General features: G+C 63.1%; 17 protein-coding genes, 1 other RNA gene and 3 pseudogenes. 15 read left to right on the top strand and 6 right to left on the bottom strand.

Features of this window, described 5'->3' with window-relative positions; genetic code table 11:
* Positions 1-34: 34 nt before the first annotated feature.
* From AX767_RS16030 to ompA, 6 genes are all read right to left on the bottom strand, one after another.
* Complete coding sequence (locus AX767_RS16030) at positions 35-1,507, bottom strand: methyltransferase regulatory domain-containing protein (protein ID WP_237288480.1); 1,473 nt, start codon at positions 1,505-1,507, stop codon at positions 35-37.
* Entirely contained in the window at positions 1,446-1,628 is a 183-nt protein-coding gene (locus AX767_RS21950; RefSeq protein ID WP_237288479.1) for a hypothetical protein, read from the bottom strand. Before AX767_RS21950 ends, AX767_RS16030 begins: the two co-directional genes overlap by 62 nt.
* Positions 1,629-1,729: 101 nt before the next feature.
* Positions 1,730-2,114, bottom strand: a transfer-messenger RNA (tmRNA) gene (ssrA, locus tag AX767_RS16025).
* A gap of 12 nt (positions 2,115-2,126) precedes the next feature.
* Positions 2,127-2,798 carry an HAD family hydrolase gene (locus tag AX767_RS16020; protein WP_068632243.1) on the bottom strand — a complete coding sequence of 224 codons (672 nt, stop codon included), beginning with the start codon at positions 2,796-2,798 and terminating at the stop codon, positions 2,127-2,129.
* Positions 2,798-3,514 carry a bifunctional 2-polyprenyl-6-hydroxyphenol methylase/3-demethylubiquinol 3-O-methyltransferase UbiG gene (gene ubiG, locus AX767_RS16015; RefSeq protein ID WP_068632242.1) on the bottom strand — a complete coding sequence of 239 codons (717 nt, stop codon included), beginning with the start codon at positions 3,512-3,514 and terminating at the stop codon, positions 2,798-2,800. The genes AX767_RS16020 and ubiG overlap by 1 nt, the downstream gene beginning before the upstream one ends.
* A gap of 76 nt (positions 3,515-3,590) precedes the next feature.
* Positions 3,591-4,244 (bottom strand): outer membrane protein OmpA, encoded by a 654-nt coding sequence (ompA, locus tag AX767_RS16010; protein WP_068632241.1) that lies wholly within the window; start codon positions 4,242-4,244, stop codon positions 3,591-3,593.
* Between the two features lie 224 nt (positions 4,245-4,468).
* Between ompA and gyrA the strand changes: the two genes are divergently transcribed.
* The 15 genes and pseudogenes from gyrA (at position 4,469) to crcB (ending at position 20,398) form a co-directional block, all read left to right on the top strand.
* The gene (gene gyrA / locus AX767_RS16005; RefSeq protein ID WP_068632240.1) at positions 4,469-7,117 is read left to right on the top strand and encodes a DNA gyrase subunit A; all 2,649 of its coding nucleotides are present in this window, start codon (positions 4,469-4,471) and stop codon (positions 7,115-7,117) included.
* Positions 7,110-7,694 carry a DUF2059 domain-containing protein gene (locus AX767_RS16000; RefSeq protein ID WP_068632239.1) on the top strand — a complete coding sequence of 195 codons (585 nt, stop codon included), beginning with the start codon at positions 7,110-7,112 and terminating at the stop codon, positions 7,692-7,694. The genes gyrA and AX767_RS16000 overlap by 8 nt, the downstream gene beginning before the upstream one ends.
* A gap of 50 nt (positions 7,695-7,744) precedes the next feature.
* Positions 7,745-8,812 carry a 3-phosphoserine/phosphohydroxythreonine transaminase gene (gene serC / locus AX767_RS15995; RefSeq protein WP_068632238.1) on the top strand — a complete coding sequence of 356 codons (1,068 nt, stop codon included), beginning with the start codon at positions 7,745-7,747 and terminating at the stop codon, positions 8,810-8,812.
* 24 nt (positions 8,813-8,836) lie between these two features.
* Positions 8,837-9,955 carry a prephenate dehydratase gene (pheA, locus tag AX767_RS15990; protein ID WP_068632237.1) on the top strand — a complete coding sequence of 373 codons (1,119 nt, stop codon included), beginning with the start codon at positions 8,837-8,839 and terminating at the stop codon, positions 9,953-9,955.
* Between the two features lie 9 nt (positions 9,956-9,964).
* A complete protein-coding gene (locus tag AX767_RS15985) occupies positions 9,965-10,843 on the top strand; it encodes a prephenate dehydrogenase (RefSeq protein ID WP_068632236.1) in 879 nt (292 codons plus the stop codon).
* A 7-nt stretch (positions 10,844-10,850) separates the two neighbouring features.
* Positions 10,851-12,856 (top strand): annotated as a pseudogene (locus tag AX767_RS15980) (bifunctional 3-phosphoshikimate 1-carboxyvinyltransferase/cytidylate kinase).
* A 169-nt stretch (positions 12,857-13,025) separates the two neighbouring features.
* Complete coding sequence (rpsA, locus tag AX767_RS15975) at positions 13,026-14,714, top strand: 30S ribosomal protein S1 (RefSeq protein WP_068632235.1); 1,689 nt, start codon at positions 13,026-13,028, stop codon at positions 14,712-14,714.
* Positions 14,715-14,784: 70 nt separating this feature from the next.
* Positions 14,785-15,099, top strand: a complete 315-nt coding sequence (locus AX767_RS15970) for an integration host factor subunit beta (RefSeq protein WP_068632234.1) — start codon at positions 14,785-14,787, stop codon at positions 15,097-15,099.
* A gap of 37 nt (positions 15,100-15,136) precedes the next feature.
* Positions 15,137-15,433: a LapA family protein gene (locus tag AX767_RS15965; protein ID WP_068632233.1), complete on the top strand. Its 297-nt coding sequence runs from the start codon at positions 15,137-15,139 to the stop codon at positions 15,431-15,433.
* A pseudogene (gene lapB / locus AX767_RS15960) lies at positions 15,423-16,599 on the top strand (lipopolysaccharide assembly protein LapB). Before AX767_RS15965 ends, lapB begins: the two are co-directional and overlap by 11 nt.
* Positions 16,600-16,731: 132 nt before the next feature.
* The gene (locus AX767_RS15955; RefSeq protein WP_068632232.1) at positions 16,732-17,073 is read left to right on the top strand and encodes a ComEA family DNA-binding protein; all 342 of its coding nucleotides are present in this window, start codon (positions 16,732-16,734) and stop codon (positions 17,071-17,073) included.
* 135 nt (positions 17,074-17,208) lie between these two features.
* A pseudogene (locus tag AX767_RS15950) lies at positions 17,209-18,176 on the top strand (TRAP transporter substrate-binding protein).
* 18 nt (positions 18,177-18,194) lie between these two features.
* The gene (locus AX767_RS15945; RefSeq protein WP_068632231.1) at positions 18,195-18,701 is read left to right on the top strand and encodes a TRAP transporter small permease; all 507 of its coding nucleotides are present in this window, start codon (positions 18,195-18,197) and stop codon (positions 18,699-18,701) included.
* Complete coding sequence (locus AX767_RS15940) at positions 18,694-19,995, top strand: TRAP transporter large permease (RefSeq protein ID WP_068632230.1); 1,302 nt, start codon at positions 18,694-18,696, stop codon at positions 19,993-19,995. Before AX767_RS15945 ends, AX767_RS15940 begins: the two co-directional genes overlap by 8 nt.
* 19 nt (positions 19,996-20,014) lie before the next feature.
* Positions 20,015-20,398 carry a fluoride efflux transporter CrcB gene (gene crcB / locus AX767_RS15935; protein ID WP_068632229.1) on the top strand — a complete coding sequence of 128 codons (384 nt, stop codon included), beginning with the start codon at positions 20,015-20,017 and terminating at the stop codon, positions 20,396-20,398.
* Positions 20,399-20,462 lie beyond the last annotated feature (64 nt).

Below are 20,462 nucleotides of genomic sequence, written 5' to 3'. Positions count from 1 at the left end.
TTTGGGTCTCCTTAAGATCGGGCGTCGGCTGACCTCAGTCGGTCAGCAGCGCTTTGCGGCGCAGGTCGTTGAGCGCGAGCGCGACCTGCTGGCGGGTGAACTCGAGCAGCGCTGCAGGCTCCGTGATCGTCTTGTCGTCCTTGATAAACCGCAGGCGCTCGGCGCGCGCCTCGTCTGCGAGGTGTTCTGCCAAAGCTTCATGCGAATGCTGGCCGTCGAGCAACGGCAAGATGCAGCGCTCCAGCATCGACAAACCCACCGGTTCGTGCCATTGATTGCAGGCGCCTGCCGATGCACCGGCTTCCAGTGCCAGACCCGGCGCACGGCGAATCGCCGGCAGGGCTCGCGGATGCGCCGACACGTTGCTTGCCGCCTGCACAGCGGTGCGTCGGATTCGCACCGCACCGATGATCAACAGCTCCTCGAGCATGCCCATCACGAACGGATCGACTGCGGCCCCGGTTTCGCCGATGCGCGCGGCCACGGCGGCGATCAGGGTCCCGGAATTCACCGTCGCGGGATAGTGCTCGTCGAGCACTTGCGCCACGGCCTTGTGCACGGGCAGACGCAAGGTCACCTTGAGATTGCGCAAAGCATTCGCCGGTTGTTCTCGGGTGTCGAGCGTCAAGGCGCTGCCGTCCTCGGCGCTGAAAACGCCCGCGTACTCCATCGTCCGGATGCGTTCGGGATCGAGCCGGTAGCGGATGTCCGCGCCGCGCGCCTGCTTCACCAACAGTGTCTGCCGGAAGGTGCGGTTGACCAGGAAGTCGAGATACTGCTCCATCAGAATCTGGCTGCCCCCGCACTCTCGCAGCAGCGGCTCCCGCACCTTTTCGCCATAGTTCTGCACGAACATCGTGGACGGTTCGGCATCGGCCAGATAAGTCAGCCCATGCGCGTTGGAACGCGCGACAAACTCCTTGAAGTAGCACGGCGCGTTGCACGGCTCTAGGAACTCGTGCAGCAGGTAATAGTTGCTCGAGCTGCGCACGATCGGCATGGTTTCCTCGAGCGTCTTCTTGAGCACACTGTCGGGCCGGGCCGACTGCTCCAAAAACTCCAGCATGCCTCGCGCATACGACAGCTTCTCTTCGGGCTCGTCCCGCGGCGCGCCGCGCAGAATCATGGCGTCGCGAACGATTTCGCGCGCCTTCCAGCCCGGGTACACGTTGTAGCTGATGTAGGCCACGCCGTTCGGCGCGAGGTTCTCGGAGCACACCCGCAGGATGGCCTCCTGCACATCGGCTGGCACCCAGCTGTAAACACCATGACAGACGATGTAGTCGAACTGGCCGAACGACGCATCGATCTCGGCGATGTTGAACGCACGCAGTTCGACGTTCTTCAGCCCCGCATGGCCGATTGCTTCCACTCCTTGTGCGACTTGCACGGTCGAAAGATCAACGCCGAGCGCAGTGGATTCGGATAGCGCGACGCAAACGGAATCAAGTTGCCACCCGCAGCACAGCCCAGCTCGAGCACGCGCGCGACGCCGGGCGCCGTGCATCGAGTCCGAACAGGAACGACAAGGCTTCAAGGTGCTCGACCGCTGTCTGCGGGAACGGGTGCGAGTCGTAAGGCACCTGGTCGTAGTAACTGGTGAGCGTGGCAGTCAGAGCTTCCGACATGGGCGGTCCTGGGGGTGATCGAGCGAGGCGTCGAGCGCCGACTATAGCCGCGGCAAAACCCAAAAAAAGGGCCAACCGATGTGGTTGGCCCTTCCGGGAGATGGTGGAGCTGGGGGGATTTGAACCCCCGTCCGCAAGCCTTCTTCGCGCAGTTCTACATGTTTAGTGATCTGATTTGAGTCTCGCACCCGGAGTCGCGCAGTCACACGCTAAACCGGACGCCAGCACCCTATTTTCTCGCCCCGACCCAAGGTACCCGGATCGGAGCCAGCCCATGTAATTATCTTTGCAGCCGGAGGTTTCAGATTGCTCTGTCACCCCCTTGCCCAGCCCATCGGCCTGCTGTTGCAAAGCTCACCGGCAATTAAGCGGCGAGTGCGAAACGTTCGTCGTTTGCAGTTAGTTTGTTTGAATCTGTTTTACGAGCGCATTCAGCTCGACATGCCCCGCTACGATTCCAACCCACGTCGAAACCAGTGCAGCCCCAAGCCTCGTATTTTAGGCCTCATTCAGCCATTGCAAGAGTTCGAGTGGCGATGAGATCGATGCGTCGGCTTGCCAGCGTGCCGCATCGGCCTGCGCGCCCAGGTACCCATAGGTCGCGGCCACTGTGTACATGCCCGCAGCGCGGCCGGCGATGATATCTCGCTCGTCGTCGCCGACATAGACGCAATCGGTCGGCGACACGCAAAGCCGGCGGGCGGCTTCGTACAACGGCTCGGGGTGCGGCTTCGCGAACGGCGTGGTGTCGCCACTGACAACCGCTCGCGCCGTGGCGAACAGCGGCAGTGCTTGGGTGAGCGGATCCGTGAAACGCATCGATTTGTTCGTCACCACACCCCAGGGCAACCCTTTTTCGTCCAGTGCGTGGATCAGCTCGGCCACGCCATCGAAGGCGTGCGTGTTGAGCAACATCCGGTTTTCGTAATTGACGAAAAATTCGTCCCGAAGCGCGACGAATTCCGGCGCGTCCGGCACGACGCCGAACGCGACGCCCAGCATGCCGCGTGCACCGGCCCCTGCCATCGGTCGGTACAGATCTTGCGGCAGGGACGGCAAACCCCGATCGGTGCGCATCTTGTCGGCTGCCGCGCCGAGCTCGGGTGCACTGTCCACCAACGTTCCATCCAGATCGAACAAAACGGCTCGAATTTCCTTCGTGCGGCCCATCACACGCGCTCGGGCTTGCGGGTGGCGAACATGTAGTTGACGCTGGTGTCGCCGCTCAACCAGTAGCGCCGGGTCAGCGGGCTGTATTCCATGCCGCGCGTCTGGCGCAGGTCGAGGCCGGCTGCGCGACAGTGCGCAGCGAGCTCGCTCGGGCGAATCATCTTCTGGTACTCGTGCGTGCCGCGCGGCAGCAGTCCCAGGACGTACTCGGCGCCCAGAATGGCAAACAGGAAAGCCTTGGCGTTTCGGTGAATGGTCGAGAAAAAGATCCAGCCCCCGGGTTTCGCAAGGTCCGCGCAGGCCTTCACGACCGATGCTGGCTGCGGGACATGCTCGAGCATCTCCATGCAAGTCACGACGTCGAAAGTACCAGGCTGCTCCGCGGCCAGTGACTCGACGCTGACTTCGCGGTAGGCAACGCCATGCGTCCGGGCTTCCAAAGCATGCAACTGCGCCACCTTGAGCGCTCTTCCTGCCAGGTCGATGCCCAAGACATCGGCCCCTTTACGCGCCATCGAGTCCGTCAGAATCCCGCCGCCGCAGCCCACATCGAGCACACGCAGACCCGTCAGCGGTGCAATGCCGTCTATCCATTCAAGCCGCAGCGGATTGATCTCGTGGAGGGGGCGGAATTCGCTTTCAAGGTCCCACCATCTGTGTGCCAGTTCCGAGAATTTAGCCAATTCCGCTGGATCTGCGTTCAAAATTTCAGTCATGCCTACGATTATGTAGAAATTAATCGGACATAAAAAAACCCCGCCGAGGCGGGGTTCATTTTCAGATTCTTTCGAATCAGTTGGCGCGGGTACCGACCACTTCGATTTCAACGCGGCGGTTCTTGGCGCGGCCTTCCTTGGTGCGGTTGTCCGCAACAGGTTGCGCTTCGCCCTTGCCTTCGGTGTAAACGCGGTTGCGTTCGATGCCCTTCGAGACCAGGAAGGCCTTGACGGCTTCGGCGCGACGCACCGACAAACGCTGGTTGTAAGGCACAGTACCGATCGAGTCGGTATGGCCCACAGCGATGATCACTTCGAGATTGACGCCACGGATCTTGGAGACCAGGTCGGTCAGCTTGGCGCGACCTTCAGGCTTCAGGACCGACTTGTCGAAGTCGAAGAACGCGTCGGCAGCGAAGGTCACCTTCGAGGCTGCCACTGCTGGCGGCACGGCAGGTGCGCCCGGCGCAACTGGCGTCACACCAGCGACAGGCGCTGCAGCGGGAACGAGGGCGCCATCGCAACCCTTGGCAGCCGTTGCGGGCGTCCAGTTGGCATCGCGCCAGCACAGTTCGTTCGTGCCATTCTTCCAGACCAGCTCGCTGGTGCCGTTTTGCCAGTTGTCGATGACGGGGCCATCGTTTGCTGCGGTGACACGGGTCTGCGCGCCGGCGGCCGTGGCGAGCGCAGCGACTGCAAACATCACCGCAACTTTGTTCAGTTTCTTCATGGTTCTCCTCTTGGGGAAAAAGCCGCAGCCGCGCTGCGAATCAAGGACGCTTTAAGTGACCACCACCCAAAACGTTGAGGCGATTGTGCCATAGGGTCTTTGGCAAACAGGACGCGGGGCGCCCCGGAATCGTAGGACTGAGGCGGAATAGCGGCCTTGTGTTGCGGCGGTGCGACACCGCTCGCAGCGTAAAATTTCGCCTCCTTGCTGTCTGCGTGCCATTCATGACCTCGTTCGCTAAAGAAACCCTGCCCATCAGTCTCGAAGAGGAAATGCGTCGCAGCTACCTTGACTACGCGATGAGCGTGATCGTCGGGCGCGCACTCCCCGATGCAAGGGACGGCCTCAAACCGGTGCATCGCCGCGTGCTCTTTGCGATGCACGAACTGAACAACGACTGGAACCGTCCCTACAAGAAGTCGGCTCGTATCGTGGGCGACGTGATCGGTAAGTACCACCCGCATGGCGATCAGTCGGTCTACGACACGATTGTGCGACTGGCCCAGAACTTCTCGATGCGGCACATGCTGGTCGATGGCCAGGGCAATTTCGGTTCGGTGGACGGCGACCAGGCTGCGGCCATGCGCTATACGGAAATCCGCCTGTCCAAGATCGCGCACGAAATGCTGGGCGATATCGACAAGGAAACGATTGATTTTCAGGACAATTACGACGGCTCCGAAAGAGAGCCAATGGTCTTGCCAAGCAAATTGCCAAATCTGCTGGTCAACGGGGCCGGCGGTATTGCCGTCGGGATGGCAACCAATATTCCGCCGCACAACCTGAACGAGGTGGTCGACGCCTGCCTGCATTTGCTGCGCAATCCGATGGCGGACATCGATGAGTTGATGGAAATCATCCCCGCACCGGACTTCCCGACCGCCGGGATCATCTACGGCATCAACGGCATCAAGGACGGCTACCGCACCGGGCGCGGCAAGGTGGTGATGCGCGCAAGATGCCACTTCGAGGACATCGATCGCGGCCAACGTCAGGCCATCATCGTCGACGAGTTGCCCTATCAGGTCAACAAGAAGACGCTTCAGGAGCGCATGGCCGAGCTGGTGCACGAGAAGAAGATCGAAGGCATCAGCCACATCCAGGACGAATCCGATAAATCAGGCATGCGACTCGTGATCGAGTTGAAGCGTGGCGAAGTGCCCGAGGTGGTGCTGAACAACCTGTACAAGCAGACGCAGTTGCAGGACACCTTCGGCATCAATATGGTGGCGCTGATCAACGGCCAGCCGAAGCTCTGCAATTTGAAGGACCTCATCGAGGTCTTCCTGCAGCATCGCCGCGAAGTGGTGACGCGTCGTACGGTCTTCACTTTGCGAAAAGCGCGCGAGCGCGGTCACGTGCTGGAAGGTCTGGCCGTCGCACTGGCCAACATCGATGAATTCATCGCCATCATCCGCAACGCCCCGACGCCACCTGTCGCCAAGACCGAACTCATGGCGCGGCCGTGGGATAGCAAGCTCGTGCGGGAAATGCTCACGCGCACACGCGCCGACGGCGGCGTCATCAATGCGGACGACTACCGGCCAGACGGGTTGGAGCTGGAATTCGGCATGGGATCGGATGGCCTCTACCGGCTCTCCGAAACACAAGCGCAGGAAATTTTGCAGATGCGCTTGCAACGCCTGACCGGGCTGGAGCAGGACAAGATCGTTGCGGAGTACAAGGAAGTGATGGCCGAGATCGACGACTTGCTCGACATCTTGGCCAAGCCGGAGCGCGTGTCGACCATCATCGGCGACGAACTCGGCACCATCAAACAGGAATTCGGCCAGACCAAGCTCGGCGCCCGTCGCAGCCAGGTCGAGCACAGTGCCTACGACCTGTCGACCGAAGACCTGATCACCCCGACTGACATGGTGGTCACGCTCTCGCACAGCGGCTACATCAAGAGTCAGCCGCTCGGCGAATATCGCGCCCAGAAGCGCGGCGGGCGCGGCAAGCAGGCGACGGCGACGAAAGAAGACGACTGGATCGATCAGCTCTTCATTGCCAACACGCACGACTACATCCTCTGTTTCTCCAACCGCGGCCGGCTGTATTGGCTGAAGGTCTGGGAAGTACCGGCAGGCTCGCGCGGCTCGCGCGGCCGGCCGATCGTCAACATGTTCCCGCTGCAAGAAGGCGAAAAGATCAACGTCGTCTTGGCGTTGACGGGCGAGAAGCGCACCTTCCCGGCCGACCAGTTCGTGTTCATGGCGACGTCGATGGGCACTGTCAAGAAAACAGCACTGGACGAATTCAACAATCCGCGCAAGGGCGGGATCATCGCGGTGAACCTCGATGACGGCGACTTCCTGATCGGAGCTGCCCTGACAGATGGCAAGCACGACGTCATGCTGTTCAGCGATGGCGGCAAGGCAGTGCGCTTCTACGAAGACGACGTCAGGCCGCTCGGTCGCAATGCACGGGGTGTGCGTGGCATGTCGCTGGATGTCGGCCAGAGCGTGATCGCGATGCTCGTTGCCGAGGACGAACAGCAAAGTGTGCTGACCGCCACCGAAAATGGTTACGGAAAGCGCACAAGCATTACCGAATACACGCGTCATGGCCGCGGAACCAAAGGCATGATCGCGATTCAACAGAGTGAGCGCAACGGCAAGGTCGTTGCCGCGACTCTGGTCCATGCGGACGACGAAATCATGCTCATCACCGACAAGGGCGTGCTCGTGCGCACCCGTGTTGCCGAAATTCGCGAGCTCGGTCGCGCGACGCAAGGCGTCACGCTGATCGGCCTCGATGAAGGCGCCAAACTCAGCGGCTTGCAGCGCATCGTAGAAAACGATGCCATTGGCGAGACTGAGCCCGACGCCGACGACACTTCAACATCTTCAACGGAGAATCCCAATGAATAAATTCAAATTCGCGCTTTTGACTGCAGCCCTCGCCACCGGCTCGATGGCCATGGCGCAAGACAAGGCCGCACTGGTCAAGCAATTCGTCGATCTGCAGCGCCCCGGCATCGAGTCGCTCGCACGCGGACTGGTCGAACAGTCAAGCGCACCGATCGCACAAGCCGGCTCGGCCTACCTGCAAACGCAGGTTGCGCCCGAGAAGCGCGAAGCCGCCGCCAAGGCAGCCGACGCGGAACTCAAGAAGTATTTCGACGAGTCCTACCCGATCGTTCGCGACAAGGCTGTGCAACTCGCGCCCGGCGCGCTCGGCCCTCTGCTTGAACAGAGTTTCACCGACGACGAACTGCGTCAATTGGTGGCCTGGATCAGCTCGCCGCTGAGCAAGAAGTACCAGGACCTGAATCCAAAGATGCAGACCGCCTTGACGGAAAAGCTCGTGACCGAAACGCGCGCCAGCATCGAGCCGAAGATGAAGGCGCTGGACGAAAGCGTCGCGAAGGCTCTGGGCGCACCGACCGGCCCTGCGCCCGCGCGCGCACCCGCTGCTGCGCCTGCCAAGGCTCCTGCCAAGAAGTGACCGCCACAGCCGGCCCGCGCCCTTACAACTTTTCCGCAGGACCGGCCGCGATGCCGGAGGCGGTGCTTCGGCGCGCGGCCGAAGAAATGCTGGACTGGCATGGCAGCGGCATGGGCGTGATGGAAATGAGCCATCGCGGCAAGGAATTCGGTGCGATCGCCATGCAGGCGGCGGCCGACTTCCGGACGCTGCTGGCGATTCCGGCGCATTTTCACATCCTGTTCATGCAGGGTGGCGGACTCGGCGAAAACGCGATCGTCCCGCTCAACCTGTCGCGCGGCACGAAAGCCGATTTCGTGATCACTGGCAGCTGGAGCGCGAAATCGCAGAAAGAAGCGCAGCGTTATTGCGCCACACGTGTTGCCGCCAGCAACGCGGCCGACCAGCACACGCGTCTGCCCGACCCTGCCTCCTGGCAGCTCGACCGCGACGCGTCGTATGTGCATGTGTGCACCAACGAAACCATCAACGGCGTGGAATTCCAGGCGTTGCCCGACCTTCGGGCACTGGGTTGTGACGCGCCGCTGGTGATCGATTTTTCGTCGCATGTCGCGTCGCGCAGCATCGACTGGCGCCGCGTCGGCCTGGCCTTCGGTGGCGCGCAGAAGAACCTGGGGCCCGCTGGCCTGACGATCGTGGTCGTGCGCGATGACCTGCTGGGCCGCGCGCTGGAGATCTGCCCCAGCGCGTTCAACTACAAGACGGTGGCCGACAACCAGTCGATGTACAACACCCCGCCGACCTGGGGCATTTACGTCGCCGGCCTCACATTCCAGTGGCTGCTGCAACAACGCGAGGGCGACGCCACCGGCATCGCCGCCATGGAACGGCGCAACATCGCCAAGGCGAAGCTCCTGTACGACGTCATCGACAGCTCGGCGTTCTACAACAACACGGTCGATCCGGCCTGCCGCTCGCGCATGAACATTCCGTTTTTCCTGCGCGACGAAGCCCACAACGACGCCTTTCTGGCAGGCGCACGGGAAACCGGGCTGCTCCAGCTCAAAGGGCATAAATCGGTCGGCGGGATGCGCGCCAGCCTCTACAACGCAATGCCGCTCGCGGGAGTGCAGGCGCTGGTGGCCTACATGCGAGAATTCGAGCGCTCGCACGCCTAGTTTTCAGGGCGGCGCACCCGACCGATGACAGCCTCCGCCCCAGACACACCCTCCGCTCCGAATTCCGACAATCTTTCGGGCCTGCGCATCCAGATCGATTCGCTTGATCAGCGCCTGCTCGAATTGCTGAACCAGCGCGCGCGCGTCGCCGAGCAGGTCGGCGAAGTCAAGAAGCGCGATGGCACGCCCTTCTTCCGCCCGGACCGCGTGGCCCAGGTCATTGAGAAGATGCAAAAGAGCAACGGCGGGCCGTTGAAGGACCTGCATGTCGCGGCCATCTGGCGCGAAATCATGTCGGCCTGCTTGGCGCTCGAATCGCCGCAACGCGTCGCGGTGCTCGGACCGGAAGGCACATTCTGCGAACAGGCGGCGGTCGAATATTTCGGCGGTGCTGCAGACCTGGTCTATTGCGCCAGTTTCGACGAAGTGTTCCACGCGACGGCCAGCGGCAGCGCGCAATACGGCGTGGTCGGCGTCGAGAATTCCAACGAAGGCGTGGTCACGCGCTCGCTCGACATGTTCCTCCACTCGCCCACCCACGTGGTGGGCGAAGTCGCCTTGTTGGTGCGTCACAACCTGCTGCGATCCACCCATTCGCTGGAGGGCATCGAAGTGGTGCTGGCGCATCCGCAAGCGCTGGCGCAATGCCAGAACTGGCTCGCCAAGCACCTGCCGCTGGCCGAACGCCGTGCGGTGTCGAGCAATGCCGAAGGCGCCCGGCTCGCCGCTTCGAATCCGGCGTGGGCGGGCCTCGCCAGTGAGCGCGCGGCCACCCGCTTCGGTCTGCACATCGTGGCCCATGCCATTCAGGACGACGCCTACAACCGCACCCGCTTCGCGATCATCTGCCTGCCGCAAACGCTGGCCATGCCGCCGGCGTCGGAGCGCGATTGCACCAGCCTCGTCGTCTCGGTGCCGAACCAGCCCGGCGCGCTGCACGATCTGCTGGTGCCCTTGAAGAACCATGGCGTGTCGATGACGCGTTTCGAATCGCGCCCGGCGCGCACCGGCCAGTGGGAGTACTACTTCTACATCGACCTCGACGGTCATCCTTCGCAACCCAACGTCGCGGCCGCGCTGGCGGAATTGCGCAGCCTGTGCGCGTTCTACAAGGTGCTGGGCGCCTACCCGGTTAAGGCCTGAGTCGCATCCATGTTCGAGCAACTCGGTCTGATCGGCTGCGGCCTGATGGGTGGGTCTTTCGCACTGGCGCTCAAGCGCGCGAAGCTGGTGAAGCGGGTGGTCGGCTACAGCAAGTCGCCCTCCACCACCGAACGCGCGCGCCAACTCGGCGTCATCGACGTGGCGGCACCTTCGGCCCTGTTGGCCGTATCGGGTGCCGACCTGGTCTTGATCGCCGTGCCGGTCGCCGCGTCCGAAGCCACGTTCAAGGCCATACGCCACGGCATCTCCGCGGACACGCTGGTGATGGATGTCGGCTCGACCAAGGGCGATGTGATCGAAGCGGCGCGACGCGGCCTGCAAGACCAGTTCTCCAGCTTCGTGCCGGCACACCCGATCGCCGGCAAGGAAGTCGCTGGCATCGAGCATGCCGACGCCGGCCTGTTCACCCGCCGGCAGATCGTGTTGACGCCGGTCAAGGCCACTCTGCGCTCCAACGTGCAGCGCGCCACCCAAATCTGGACAGCGGTCGGCGGCCATGTGCTGACCATGACGCCCGAGGCGCACGACAGTGCTTTCGCCGCAGTCAGCCACTTGCCGCATTTGCTGGCTTTCGCTTTCATCAATGCGATCGCAGGCCAGCCGCAGGGCGCCAGCTTTCTCGCTCTGGCCGGCTCGGGTTTTCGCGATTTCTCGCGCATCGCCGCAGGCGATCCGACCCTGTGGCGCGACGTCTTGCTGGCCAATCGCGAGCAGGTGCTGCGCCAGTCGCAGGCCTTCCGCAAAGAGTTGTTGCAATTCGAGGCGTTGATCGCTTCCGGCGACGGGCAGGCGCTCGAACGCGCCATCGACAACGCGAGCCGCACGCGCGGCCGCTGGCAGCCTGCCGCTCCACCTTCCAGCGATTGAACGGACGATGTTTTCGACGCCATTTCTCGACCTTCCACCACTGACCGCTGCGGGCGGCACCGTGAAGCTCCCCGGTTCCAAGAGCATTTCCAACCGTGTGCTGCTGCTGGCCGCCCTCGCAAGCGGCACGACCAAGGTCCACGACCTTCTGGATTCCGACGACACCCGCGTGATGCTAGACGCGTTGGCCCAACTCGGTTGCGGAGTCTCGCGCGATGGCACCACCACGCGCATCGAAGGCCTGGGCGGCAAGTTGCGCACGCCGTCGGCCGAGCTGTTCCTTGGCAACGCGGGCACCGCCATGCGGCCGCTGACTGCGGCGCTGGCCATGCTGGGCGGCGAATTCGAACTGCGCGGCGTGCCCCGCATGCACGAACGCCCGATCGGCGATCTGGTCGATGCACTCACCCAGTTCGGCTGTCGAATCGACTATCTTGGCAACCCCGGTTACCCGCCGCTCCGGATCCATCCGGTGGCTCGCGATGCGCTGGCGCTCGACGCGCCGATCCGGGTGCGCGGCGACGTGTCGAGCCAGTTCCTGACCGCCCTGTTGCTGGCGCTTCCGCTGGCCGCGCGGCGTGACATTGTGATCGACGTCGTCGGCGAACTCATCTCCAAACCGTACATCGAGATCACGCTGAATCTGCTCGCGCGCTTCGGCATCGCGGTACAGCGCCAGGGCTGGGAACGCTTCACGATTCCGGCCGGCGGCGCGTACCGGTCGCCCGGCGACATCCACGTCGAAGCCGACGCCTCGTCTGCCAGCTATTTCATCGCGCTCGGTGCCATTGCAACGGGCGTCGCGGGCCACGAGGGCATCCGGATCGAAGGCGTGGGCGCCGAGTCGATCCAGGGGGACATCCGCTTCGTCGAGGCCGCCCGGCAAATGGGCGCGCAGATCGGCAGCGGCGCCAACTGGCTGACGGTGCGCCGTGGCGCATGGCCCCTGAAAGCGATCGACCTCGACGCGAACCACATTCCCGACGCTGCCATGACGCTGGCCGTGATGGCGCTCTATGCCGACGGGCCGAGCATGCTGCGCAACATCGCGAGCTGGCGCGTGAAAGAGACCGACCGCATCGATGCGATGGCCAACGAACTGCGCAAGCTGGGCGCTACGGTCGAGTCCGGACCCGACTTCATTCGGGTGCATCCGCTTGCGGCGGGTGCCTGGCGCGCGGCCGCGATCAAGACCTACGACGACCACCGCGTCGCGATGTGCTTTCGCTCGCTGCGTTCAATCCGGACCGCGTTCCGGTGCGCATCCTCGAACCGCAGTGCGTCGCCAAAACCTTTCCCGACTACTTCGAAACGCTGTTTTCGGTGGCTGAAGCCGACGCCGTTCCCGTCATCTGCATCGACGGGCCCACGGCGTCAGGCAAGGGCACGCTGGCCGTCGAGGTGGCGTACCGCCTTGGGTATCACTACCTGGATTCGGGCTCGCTCTACCGTGTGACGGGGCTCGCGATGCGGCGTGCCGGCCTGACCGCCGAACCCGCGCACGAAGCGCAGATCGCCGACATGGCCCGGACCCTGCCCCTGCGTTTCCAGGAGGGCAAAGTGTTGCTCGACGGCGAAGACGTGACCGATGCGATCCGGAGCGAAGCCGCGGGCATGGACGCCTCGCGCGTGTCGGCCCTGCCGGCCGTCAGAACGGCCTTGAGCGCGCTCCAAATCGGCTTTCGGCAGCTGCCCGGACTGGTGGCCGACGGCCGCGACATGGGCACCGTGATCTTCCCCGACGCGCCGCTCAAGGTGTACCTCACGGCGAGTGCTGCCCACCGGGCCGAACGGCGCTATAAGCAGTTGATTTCAAAGGGGATTTCGACTACACTCGACGCTCTTCGCGCCGACTTGGAAGCCCGCGACGCCCGGGACTCATCCCGCAACGTCGCACCGCTCAAGCCGGCACAGGATGCACGCCGCCTCGACAACTCCAGTCTTTCGATCGAACAATCGGTCGTTCTGGTGCTGAACTGGTGGCAGCAAGCGCAGCCTTTCGGGTCCGCCTGAGAGGTGTTTTCCATCCAGCAGGTCCCCGCCGCGCGACAGCGCACCCGCCCGCTGGCTTTTCAACCTGACCCGGGTGACAAGCCCACAACCGCCGTCTCCAGACCCTACGCAGTCGCTCGCAATTTCGCTTTTTGCGCCTGCAAACCCTGCCCGACGGAAGGAACCATCAATGTCTGAATCTTTTGCCGACCTATTCGAAGAATCGCTGAAGCGCTCTGAAATGCGCACCGGTGAAGTCATCACCGCTGAAGTCGTTCGTGTCGAACACAACCACGTCGTCGTGAACGCCGGACTGAAGTCCGAAGCGTACGTGCCGATCGAAGAGTTCAAGAACGACAAGGGCGAGCTCGAAGTCCAGGCCGGCGATTTCGTTTCCGTGGCCATCGGCTCGGTCGAAAACGGCTACGGCGACACCATCCTCTCACGCGACACCGCCAAGCGTCTCGCTTCGTGGCTCGCCCTCGAGAAGGCCCTCGAATCCGGCGACTTCGTCACCGGTACCACCAGCGGCAAGGTCAAGGGCGGCCTGACCGTTCTGGTCAACGGCATCCGCGCGTTCCTGCCGGGCTCGCTGATCGACACGCGTCCGATCAAGGACCTGACACCTTACGAAAACAAGACCCTCGAATTCAAGGTCATCAAGCTCGACCGCAAGCGCAACAACGTCGTGCTGTCGCGCCGTGCCGTGGTCGAAGCCAGCATGGGCGAAGAGCGCCAGAAGCTGATGGAAACCCTGAAGGAAGGCGCAGTCGTGCGCGGTGTCGTCAAGAACATCACCGAATACGGCGCGTTCGTCGACCTCGGCGGCATCGACGGCCTGCTGCACATCACCGACATGGCATGGCGCCGTGTTCGCCACCCGAGCGAAGTCGTTCAGGCCGGCCAGGAAATCACCGCCAAGATCCTCAAGTTCGACACCGAAAAGAACCGTGTCTCGCTGGGTCTGAAGCAAATGGGCGATGACCCATGGATGGGCGTTTCGCGCCGCTACCCGCAATCGACCCGCCTGTTCGGCAAGATCACGAACATCGCCGACTACGGCGCATTCGTTGAACTCGAACCCGGCATCGAGGGCCTGGTGCACGTCTCCGAGATGGACTGGACCAACAAGAACATTGCGCCGAACAAGATCGTCTCGCTGGGCGACGAAGTCGAAGTCATGGTTCTGGAAATCGACGAAGACAAGCGCCGCATCAGCCTGGGCATGAAGCAGTGCAAGGCCAACCCGTGGCAAGAGTTCGCTCAGAACACCAAGCGTGGCGACCGCGTCAAGGGCCCGATCAAGTCGATCACCGACTTCGGCGTGTTCGTGGGTCTGGCTGCCGGCATCGACGGCCTGGTTCACCTCTCGGACCTCTCGTGGAACGAAACCGGCGAAGCCGCCGTTCGCAACTACAAGAAGGGCCAGGAAGTCGAAGCGCTCGTGCTGGCAGTCGATGTCGACCGCGAACGCATCAGCCTGGGCATCAAGCAGCTCGACAGCGATCCGTTCACGACGTTCACCACGGTGAACGACAAGGGCCAGATCGTCACCGGCAAGGTCAAGACTGTCGACGCCAAAGGCGCTGAGATCGACCTCGGCGAAGACATCATCGGCTACCTGCGCGCTTCGGAAATCTCACGCGACCGCGTCGAAGATGCCCGCAACGTGCTCAAGGAAGGCGACGAAGTCACGGCAGTGGTGGTCAACGTGGATCGCAAGACCCGCAACATCCAGCTGTCGATCAAGCAGAAGGACATGGTCGACGAACAAGGCGCCATGGCCAACCTGAGCCAGCAGTCGTCGCGCGAGAACGCCGGCACCACCAGTCTGGGCGCCCTGCTGCGTGCCAAGCTGGACAACAACGACAGCAAGTAAGCTGCGTCAGCGAGACAGAGCCGGTCGCAAGGCCGCTCTGTCTTTTTTTTCGCCTCCGTTTTTCTGGCCTATGACCCGCTCTGACCTCGTTGAAGAACTCGCAGCGCGCTTCGCGCAGCTCACGCACCGCGATGCCGAATACGCCGTCAAGACGATCCTTGATGCGATGAGCGACGCATTGGTCAATGGCCACCGCATCGAGATTCGCGGCTTCGGCAGTTTCTCGGTCAACAGGCGCCCGCCACGCATCGGGCGCAACCCGCGCTCAGGCGAAAGCGTGCAGATCCCCGAGAAGCGCGTGCCGCACTTCAAGCCCGGCAAGGCCCTGCGCGAAGCAGTCGATGCGCGCACCGCCGAACTGGATTCGCAGGAACGCAAGGCGTGACGGCAAAAGTAGAATCGCCACGCCACCGGGGACGTGCATGAAATACCTTCTGTGGCTGCTGAGTGCAGCCATTTTTTTTATCCTCTTCTCATTCGCGCTGAACAACAGGCAAGACGCCACCGTCCACTTTTTCTTCGGTACGGAATGGAGCGCGCCGCTCGTTCTCATCGTTCTGGCGGCGTTCACCATCGGCATGGTGGTCGGCGCGCTGGGCATGCTGCCGGGCTGGTGGAAACACAGAAGCGCTGCGATACGACAACCCGAACCTTTGCCCGCGGCGCACTCTTTCCCTCCGGGCGCTGAACTGCCTGTGGCGCGCACGCATGGACTTTGATTTCAGCTGGCTGCTGCTCGGCCTGCCCGTGGCATTCGTGCTCGGCTGGCTCGCCTCGCGTTTCGATATCCGGCAACTCAGGATGGAGAACCGGCAAGCCCCGAAGGCTTACTTTCGCGGCCTCAATTTCCTGCTGAACGAGCAGCAGGACCAGGCGATCGACGCGTTCATCGAGGCCGTGCAGAACGACCCGACACGCAAGAGCTGCACTTCGCGCTCGGCAACTTGTTTCGCCGCCGCGGAGAATATCAACGCGCTGTTCGGGTCCACGAGCACTTGCTCGGACGCGGCGATCTGAGCCGTGCCGACCGTGACCGCGCCCAGCACGCGCTGGCGCAGGATTTTCTTCGTGCCGGACTGCTGGACCGCGCCGAGGCCGCACTCCAGAAGCTCGAAAGCACACGCTACGAGAACGAAGCACGGCTCTCCCTGCTGGCCATCTACGAGCGTTCGCGCGAATGGACGCAAGCCGCCGAAGTCGCGCAAAAGCTCGATGAGTCCGAACAGGCAAGCTACAGCACTCGCCGTGCGCATCACCTGTGCGAGCAAGCGGCCGAGCAGGTCGTCGCAGGCGATTTGATGGCAGCGGGGCAACTGTTGAACGAAGCTGCAGAACTCGCGCCACAGGCGCCGCGGCCCGCGATCGACAGAGCCAACCTTCAGCTGCGCAGCGGCGAATCGGCTGCAGCGTTCGACACGCTGATGGCCTTGTCCGAAGCGGCACCGCTGGCGTTGCCGCTCTACGCCGCGGCATTGCAGCAAGCCGCAACGGGCTCGCAACGCGGCGGCGAAGCACTGGCCCTGCTGCAGCGGCGTTACGCCGCAACGCCTTCGATCGACGTGCTGGAAGCCATCATCGCGCTGGGCGGCATCCCACTGTTGTCCGACGAAGCGGAAGGCGGCGACGCACCCGCGCCGCGCGACGGATACATTGCCCATCTGGCGCGCCAGCCCTCATTGGTGGCCGCGTCGCGCTGGCTGGCGGGGGAGACGTTTGCGCATGAAAAATACCACCCCAGGTGCAGCGGGCACTCGATCAGGCAACGCGGCCGCTGATGCGGTACCGCTGCGCAGCGTGCGGATTCGAAGCGCACCAGTACTTCTGGCATTGCCCAGGCTGTCAGGCATGGGACAGCTACCCGCCGCGGCGCGTCGAGGAACTCTGACGACCTGGACCTGAGGTTGACTTTGGCCGCCTCCGGGTAATTTCCACGTCAACGTCCGCTGCATTGATCCGTTGAACGAGGGCCGGCACGCCCGTGCCGGTGTTTTCAACCAGAAAATCAGGGAGTTCAATTATGTTCAAGAAGATCGCGGCCGCCATGGTCGCCATGGTGTTTGCCGTCGCTTCGTTCGCTGCCGTCGACGCCAACAAGGGCAGCGCAGCCGACCTCGATGGTCTCAAGGGCGTCGGTCCGGCCATGTCGCAGCGCATCATCGATGCGCGCACGCAAAGCGCGTTCAAGGACTGGCCCGACCTCATGAGCCGCGTCAAGGGCGTCAAGGAGAAAAAGGCGGCCAAGCTCTCCGCCGAAGGTCTCACGGTGAATGGTGAATCCTTCAAGGGTGCTCCCGCTCCTGCCAAGACCCCCAAGGCGGAGAAGGTGACAAAGGCCGAGAAGGTCCCTGCGAAGCCCTGAACGGCAACGCGGACGGAAGCCGCCCACGAGGCGGCTTTTTTACGCCCGTTCGCAGGGAAAGGCCCGAGCCGTGGCCCGATATTTGCACGTAAGCTCTCCATCGACTTTTTACACATTCCTCGCTTTGGAGAGCACATGAATCACAAGTTCAGCATCGCACTTGCCGGCCTCACATTTGCCGCGACATCCTTCGCCCAGACCAAGTGGGATCTGCCCTCGGCCTACCCGCGACCAACTTCCACACGGAAAATCTCGCCCAGTTCGTGTCGGACGTGGACAAGTCGAGCAACGGCAAACTGAAGATCACGCTGCATGCCAATGCAGCCCTGTTCAAGGCGCCCGAGATCAAGCGTGCCGTCCAAGGCGGCCAGGCGCAGATGGGCGAGATCCTGCTGGTGAACTACCAGAACGAATGGCAGGTGTTCGGCACCGACGGCATCCCGTTCCTGGCCGACAGCTATGACGCCGCATGGAAGCTCTACCAGGCGCAGAAACCCGTGCTGGAGAAGAAGCTGGCCGAGCAGGGAATCATGATGCTCTACGCGGTGGCATGGCCACCGCAAGGCATCTTCGTCAAGAAGGAAATCGCTTCGGCCGCCGACTTGAAAGGTGTGAAGTGGCGCGCCTACAGCCCTGCCACCGCCCGCATCGGCGAACTCGTCGGCGCACAGCCCGTCACCGTGCAGCAGGCGGAACTCTCGCAGGCCATGGCCACCGGGGTGATCGAGTCGTACATGTCGTCCGGCTCCACCGGCTACGACACCAAAACCTACGAGTACATCAAGAATTTCTATGACATGCAGGCCTGGTTGCCCAAGAACGCCGTGCTCGTGAACAAGAAAGCATTCGATGCGCTCGACAAGCCGACCCAGGACGCCGTGCTCAAGGCCGGCGCCGACGCCGAGAAGCGCGGGTGGGACATCTCGAAAAAGAAGAACGTCGAGTACCTCGACCTGCTCAAGAAGAACGGCATGACGGTTCACACGCCATCGGCGCAGCTCAAGTCCGACATGAAGAAGGTCGGCGACACGATGCAAAAGGAATGGGTGGAGAAGGCGGGTCCCGAGGGCCAGGCCATCATCGACGCCTACAAGAAGATGTGACGCCAGCGATCTCCCGCAATGCGCAAGATCCTCGATTTCATCTATGACAGCGCCGCCGCACTGGCGGCGCTTTTTCTTGTCGGACTGCTCGTGATGGTGCTGCTGTCGGTGGTCAGCCGGCAACTGCACATCAACCTGCCGGGCATCGACGCCTATGCGGGCTACCTCATGGCCGGCTGCGGGTTCCTGGCGCTGGCGCACACGCTCAAGCGTGGCGAGCACATCCGGGTCACGCTGATCCTGCAGTTTCTGAAGCCCGGCGCGCGCCGCTGGCTGGAGCGTTGGGCGATGGGTGCCGCAGCGCTGCTGGCGCTGCTGTTCGCCTACTACAGCGTGCGACTGGTGTTCCAGTCGGTCGAGTTTCACGATATTTCGACCGGCAACGACGCCACGCCGCTCTGGCTGCCGCAACTGAGCATGGCGGTCGGCGCCGTGGTGTTTGCGATCGCGTCGATCGACGAGTTCTTCGTCGAATGGAACGGCCGTCCGCTCCGGATGAACGCGGAGGCGTTGCGTCATGAATGACATCGCCGTGGCCGCCCTGCTGATCGCCACGCTCTTCCTCATCCTCGGCAGCGGCGTGTGGATCGGGCTCACGCTGTCGGGCGTGGCGTGGATCGGCATGCAGCTTTTTTCTTCGCGGCCTGCCGGCGACGCCATGGCCGTCACGATCTGGGGCTCGGCCTCGGGATGGACGCTGACGGCCCTGCCGCTGTTCATCTGGATGGGCGAGATCCTGTTTCGCACGCGGCTGTCGCAAGACATGTTCAAGGGCCTCGCGCCCTGGATGCAGAGCCTGCCCGGCCGACTGCTGCACACCAATGTCGTGGGTTGTGCCGTATTCGCTGCAGTGTCGGGGTCGAGCGCAGCGACCTGCGCCACCATCGGCAAGATGAGCCTGCCGGAACTCAAGCGGCGAGGCTATCCCGACGACATCGTGATCGGCACGCTGGCCGGCGCGGGCACCCTCGGCCTTCTGATTCCGCCCTCGATCATCATGATCGTCTACGGCGTCAGCGCGGATGTCTCCATCTCCAAGCTGTTCATCGCGGGGGTGATTCCAGGGATCCTGCTGGCCCTGCTGTTCTCCGGCTACATCATGTTCTGGGCGCTCCGTCACCCGGACCGCGTGCCGCCGGCCGACCCGAAGATGCCGTTCATGGAGAAACTTCGCGCATCGCTGTCGCTGATCCCGGTCGCGCTGTTGATCCTGTCGGTGCTCGGCTCGATCTACGCCGGCATCGCCACGGCCACCGAAGCAGCGGCCGTGGGCGTCGTTGGCGCGATCGTCATCTCCGGTGCCCAGGGCTCGCTCAACTGGGCCAGCTTCAAGGAAGCGTTGTTCGGCGCGACGCGCCTCTATTGCATGATGGCGCTGATCCTGGCGGGTGCGGCGTTCCTCACGCTGTCGATGGGCTACATCGGCCTGCCCCGCCATCTGGCCGAGTGGATCGGCTCGTTGGGCCTGTCGAAGTTCCAGCTGGTGCTGATGGTGGCTGCGTTCTTCATCGTGCTGGGTTGCTTTCTCGACGGCATCTCGATGGTCGTGCTCACGATGGGCGTCATCATGCCGACGGTGCTCGCCGCCGGCATCGACCCCGTGTGGTTCGGCATCTTCATCGTGCTGGTCGTCGAAATGGCGCAGATCACGCCGCCCGTGGGCTTCAATCTCTTCGTGCTCCAGGGCATGACCGGCAAGGACTTGCTGTACATCGCGCGCGTCACCCTCCCGATGTTCTGCCTGATGGTGACGGCCGTGCTCATCATTTACTTCGTGCCGCAGCTCGTGACCTGGCTGCCTGAGCAGATGGCGCCCTGACCCGACGACAATCTCGCCCATGCTGCTTCCTGTCATCGCCATCTGTATCGGCGCGTCGCTCGGCGCGCTGTCGCGCTGGAGCCTGGCGCTGTGGTTTGGTGTGGGCGGGCTGATGCCCTGGGGCACGCTGTCGGCCAACCTGATCGGCGGCTACCTCATCGGCGTGGCGATCGCGAGCTTCCAGCTCATGCCGGGCCTCGACCCGGTGTGGCGCCTCGCGATCGTCACCGGTTTTCTCGGCGGCCTCACGACCTTTTCCAGCTTCTCGGCCGAGGTCGTGACGATGCTGCTGGAAGGCCGGCTCGGGGTGGCATTGCTGACTGGGGTGGCCCATCTTTGTGGTTCGTTGCTGCTGACGTGGGTCGGCATCCGCACGGTTCAGGCGCTCGCGGGCCACACGTGACTGTCACGAATGCGGGCCTTTCGGGCCTGCAAACCCGGCGCTAAGACTCCTCTCCTATGATGCG

Source organism: Variovorax sp. PAMC 28711 (assembly GCF_001577265.1).
Classification (GTDB): domain Bacteria; phylum Pseudomonadota; class Gammaproteobacteria; order Burkholderiales; family Burkholderiaceae_C; genus Variovorax.
The sequence above is the reverse complement of the archived record's forward strand: the minus strand, read 5'-3'. Positions and strand labels throughout refer to the sequence as shown.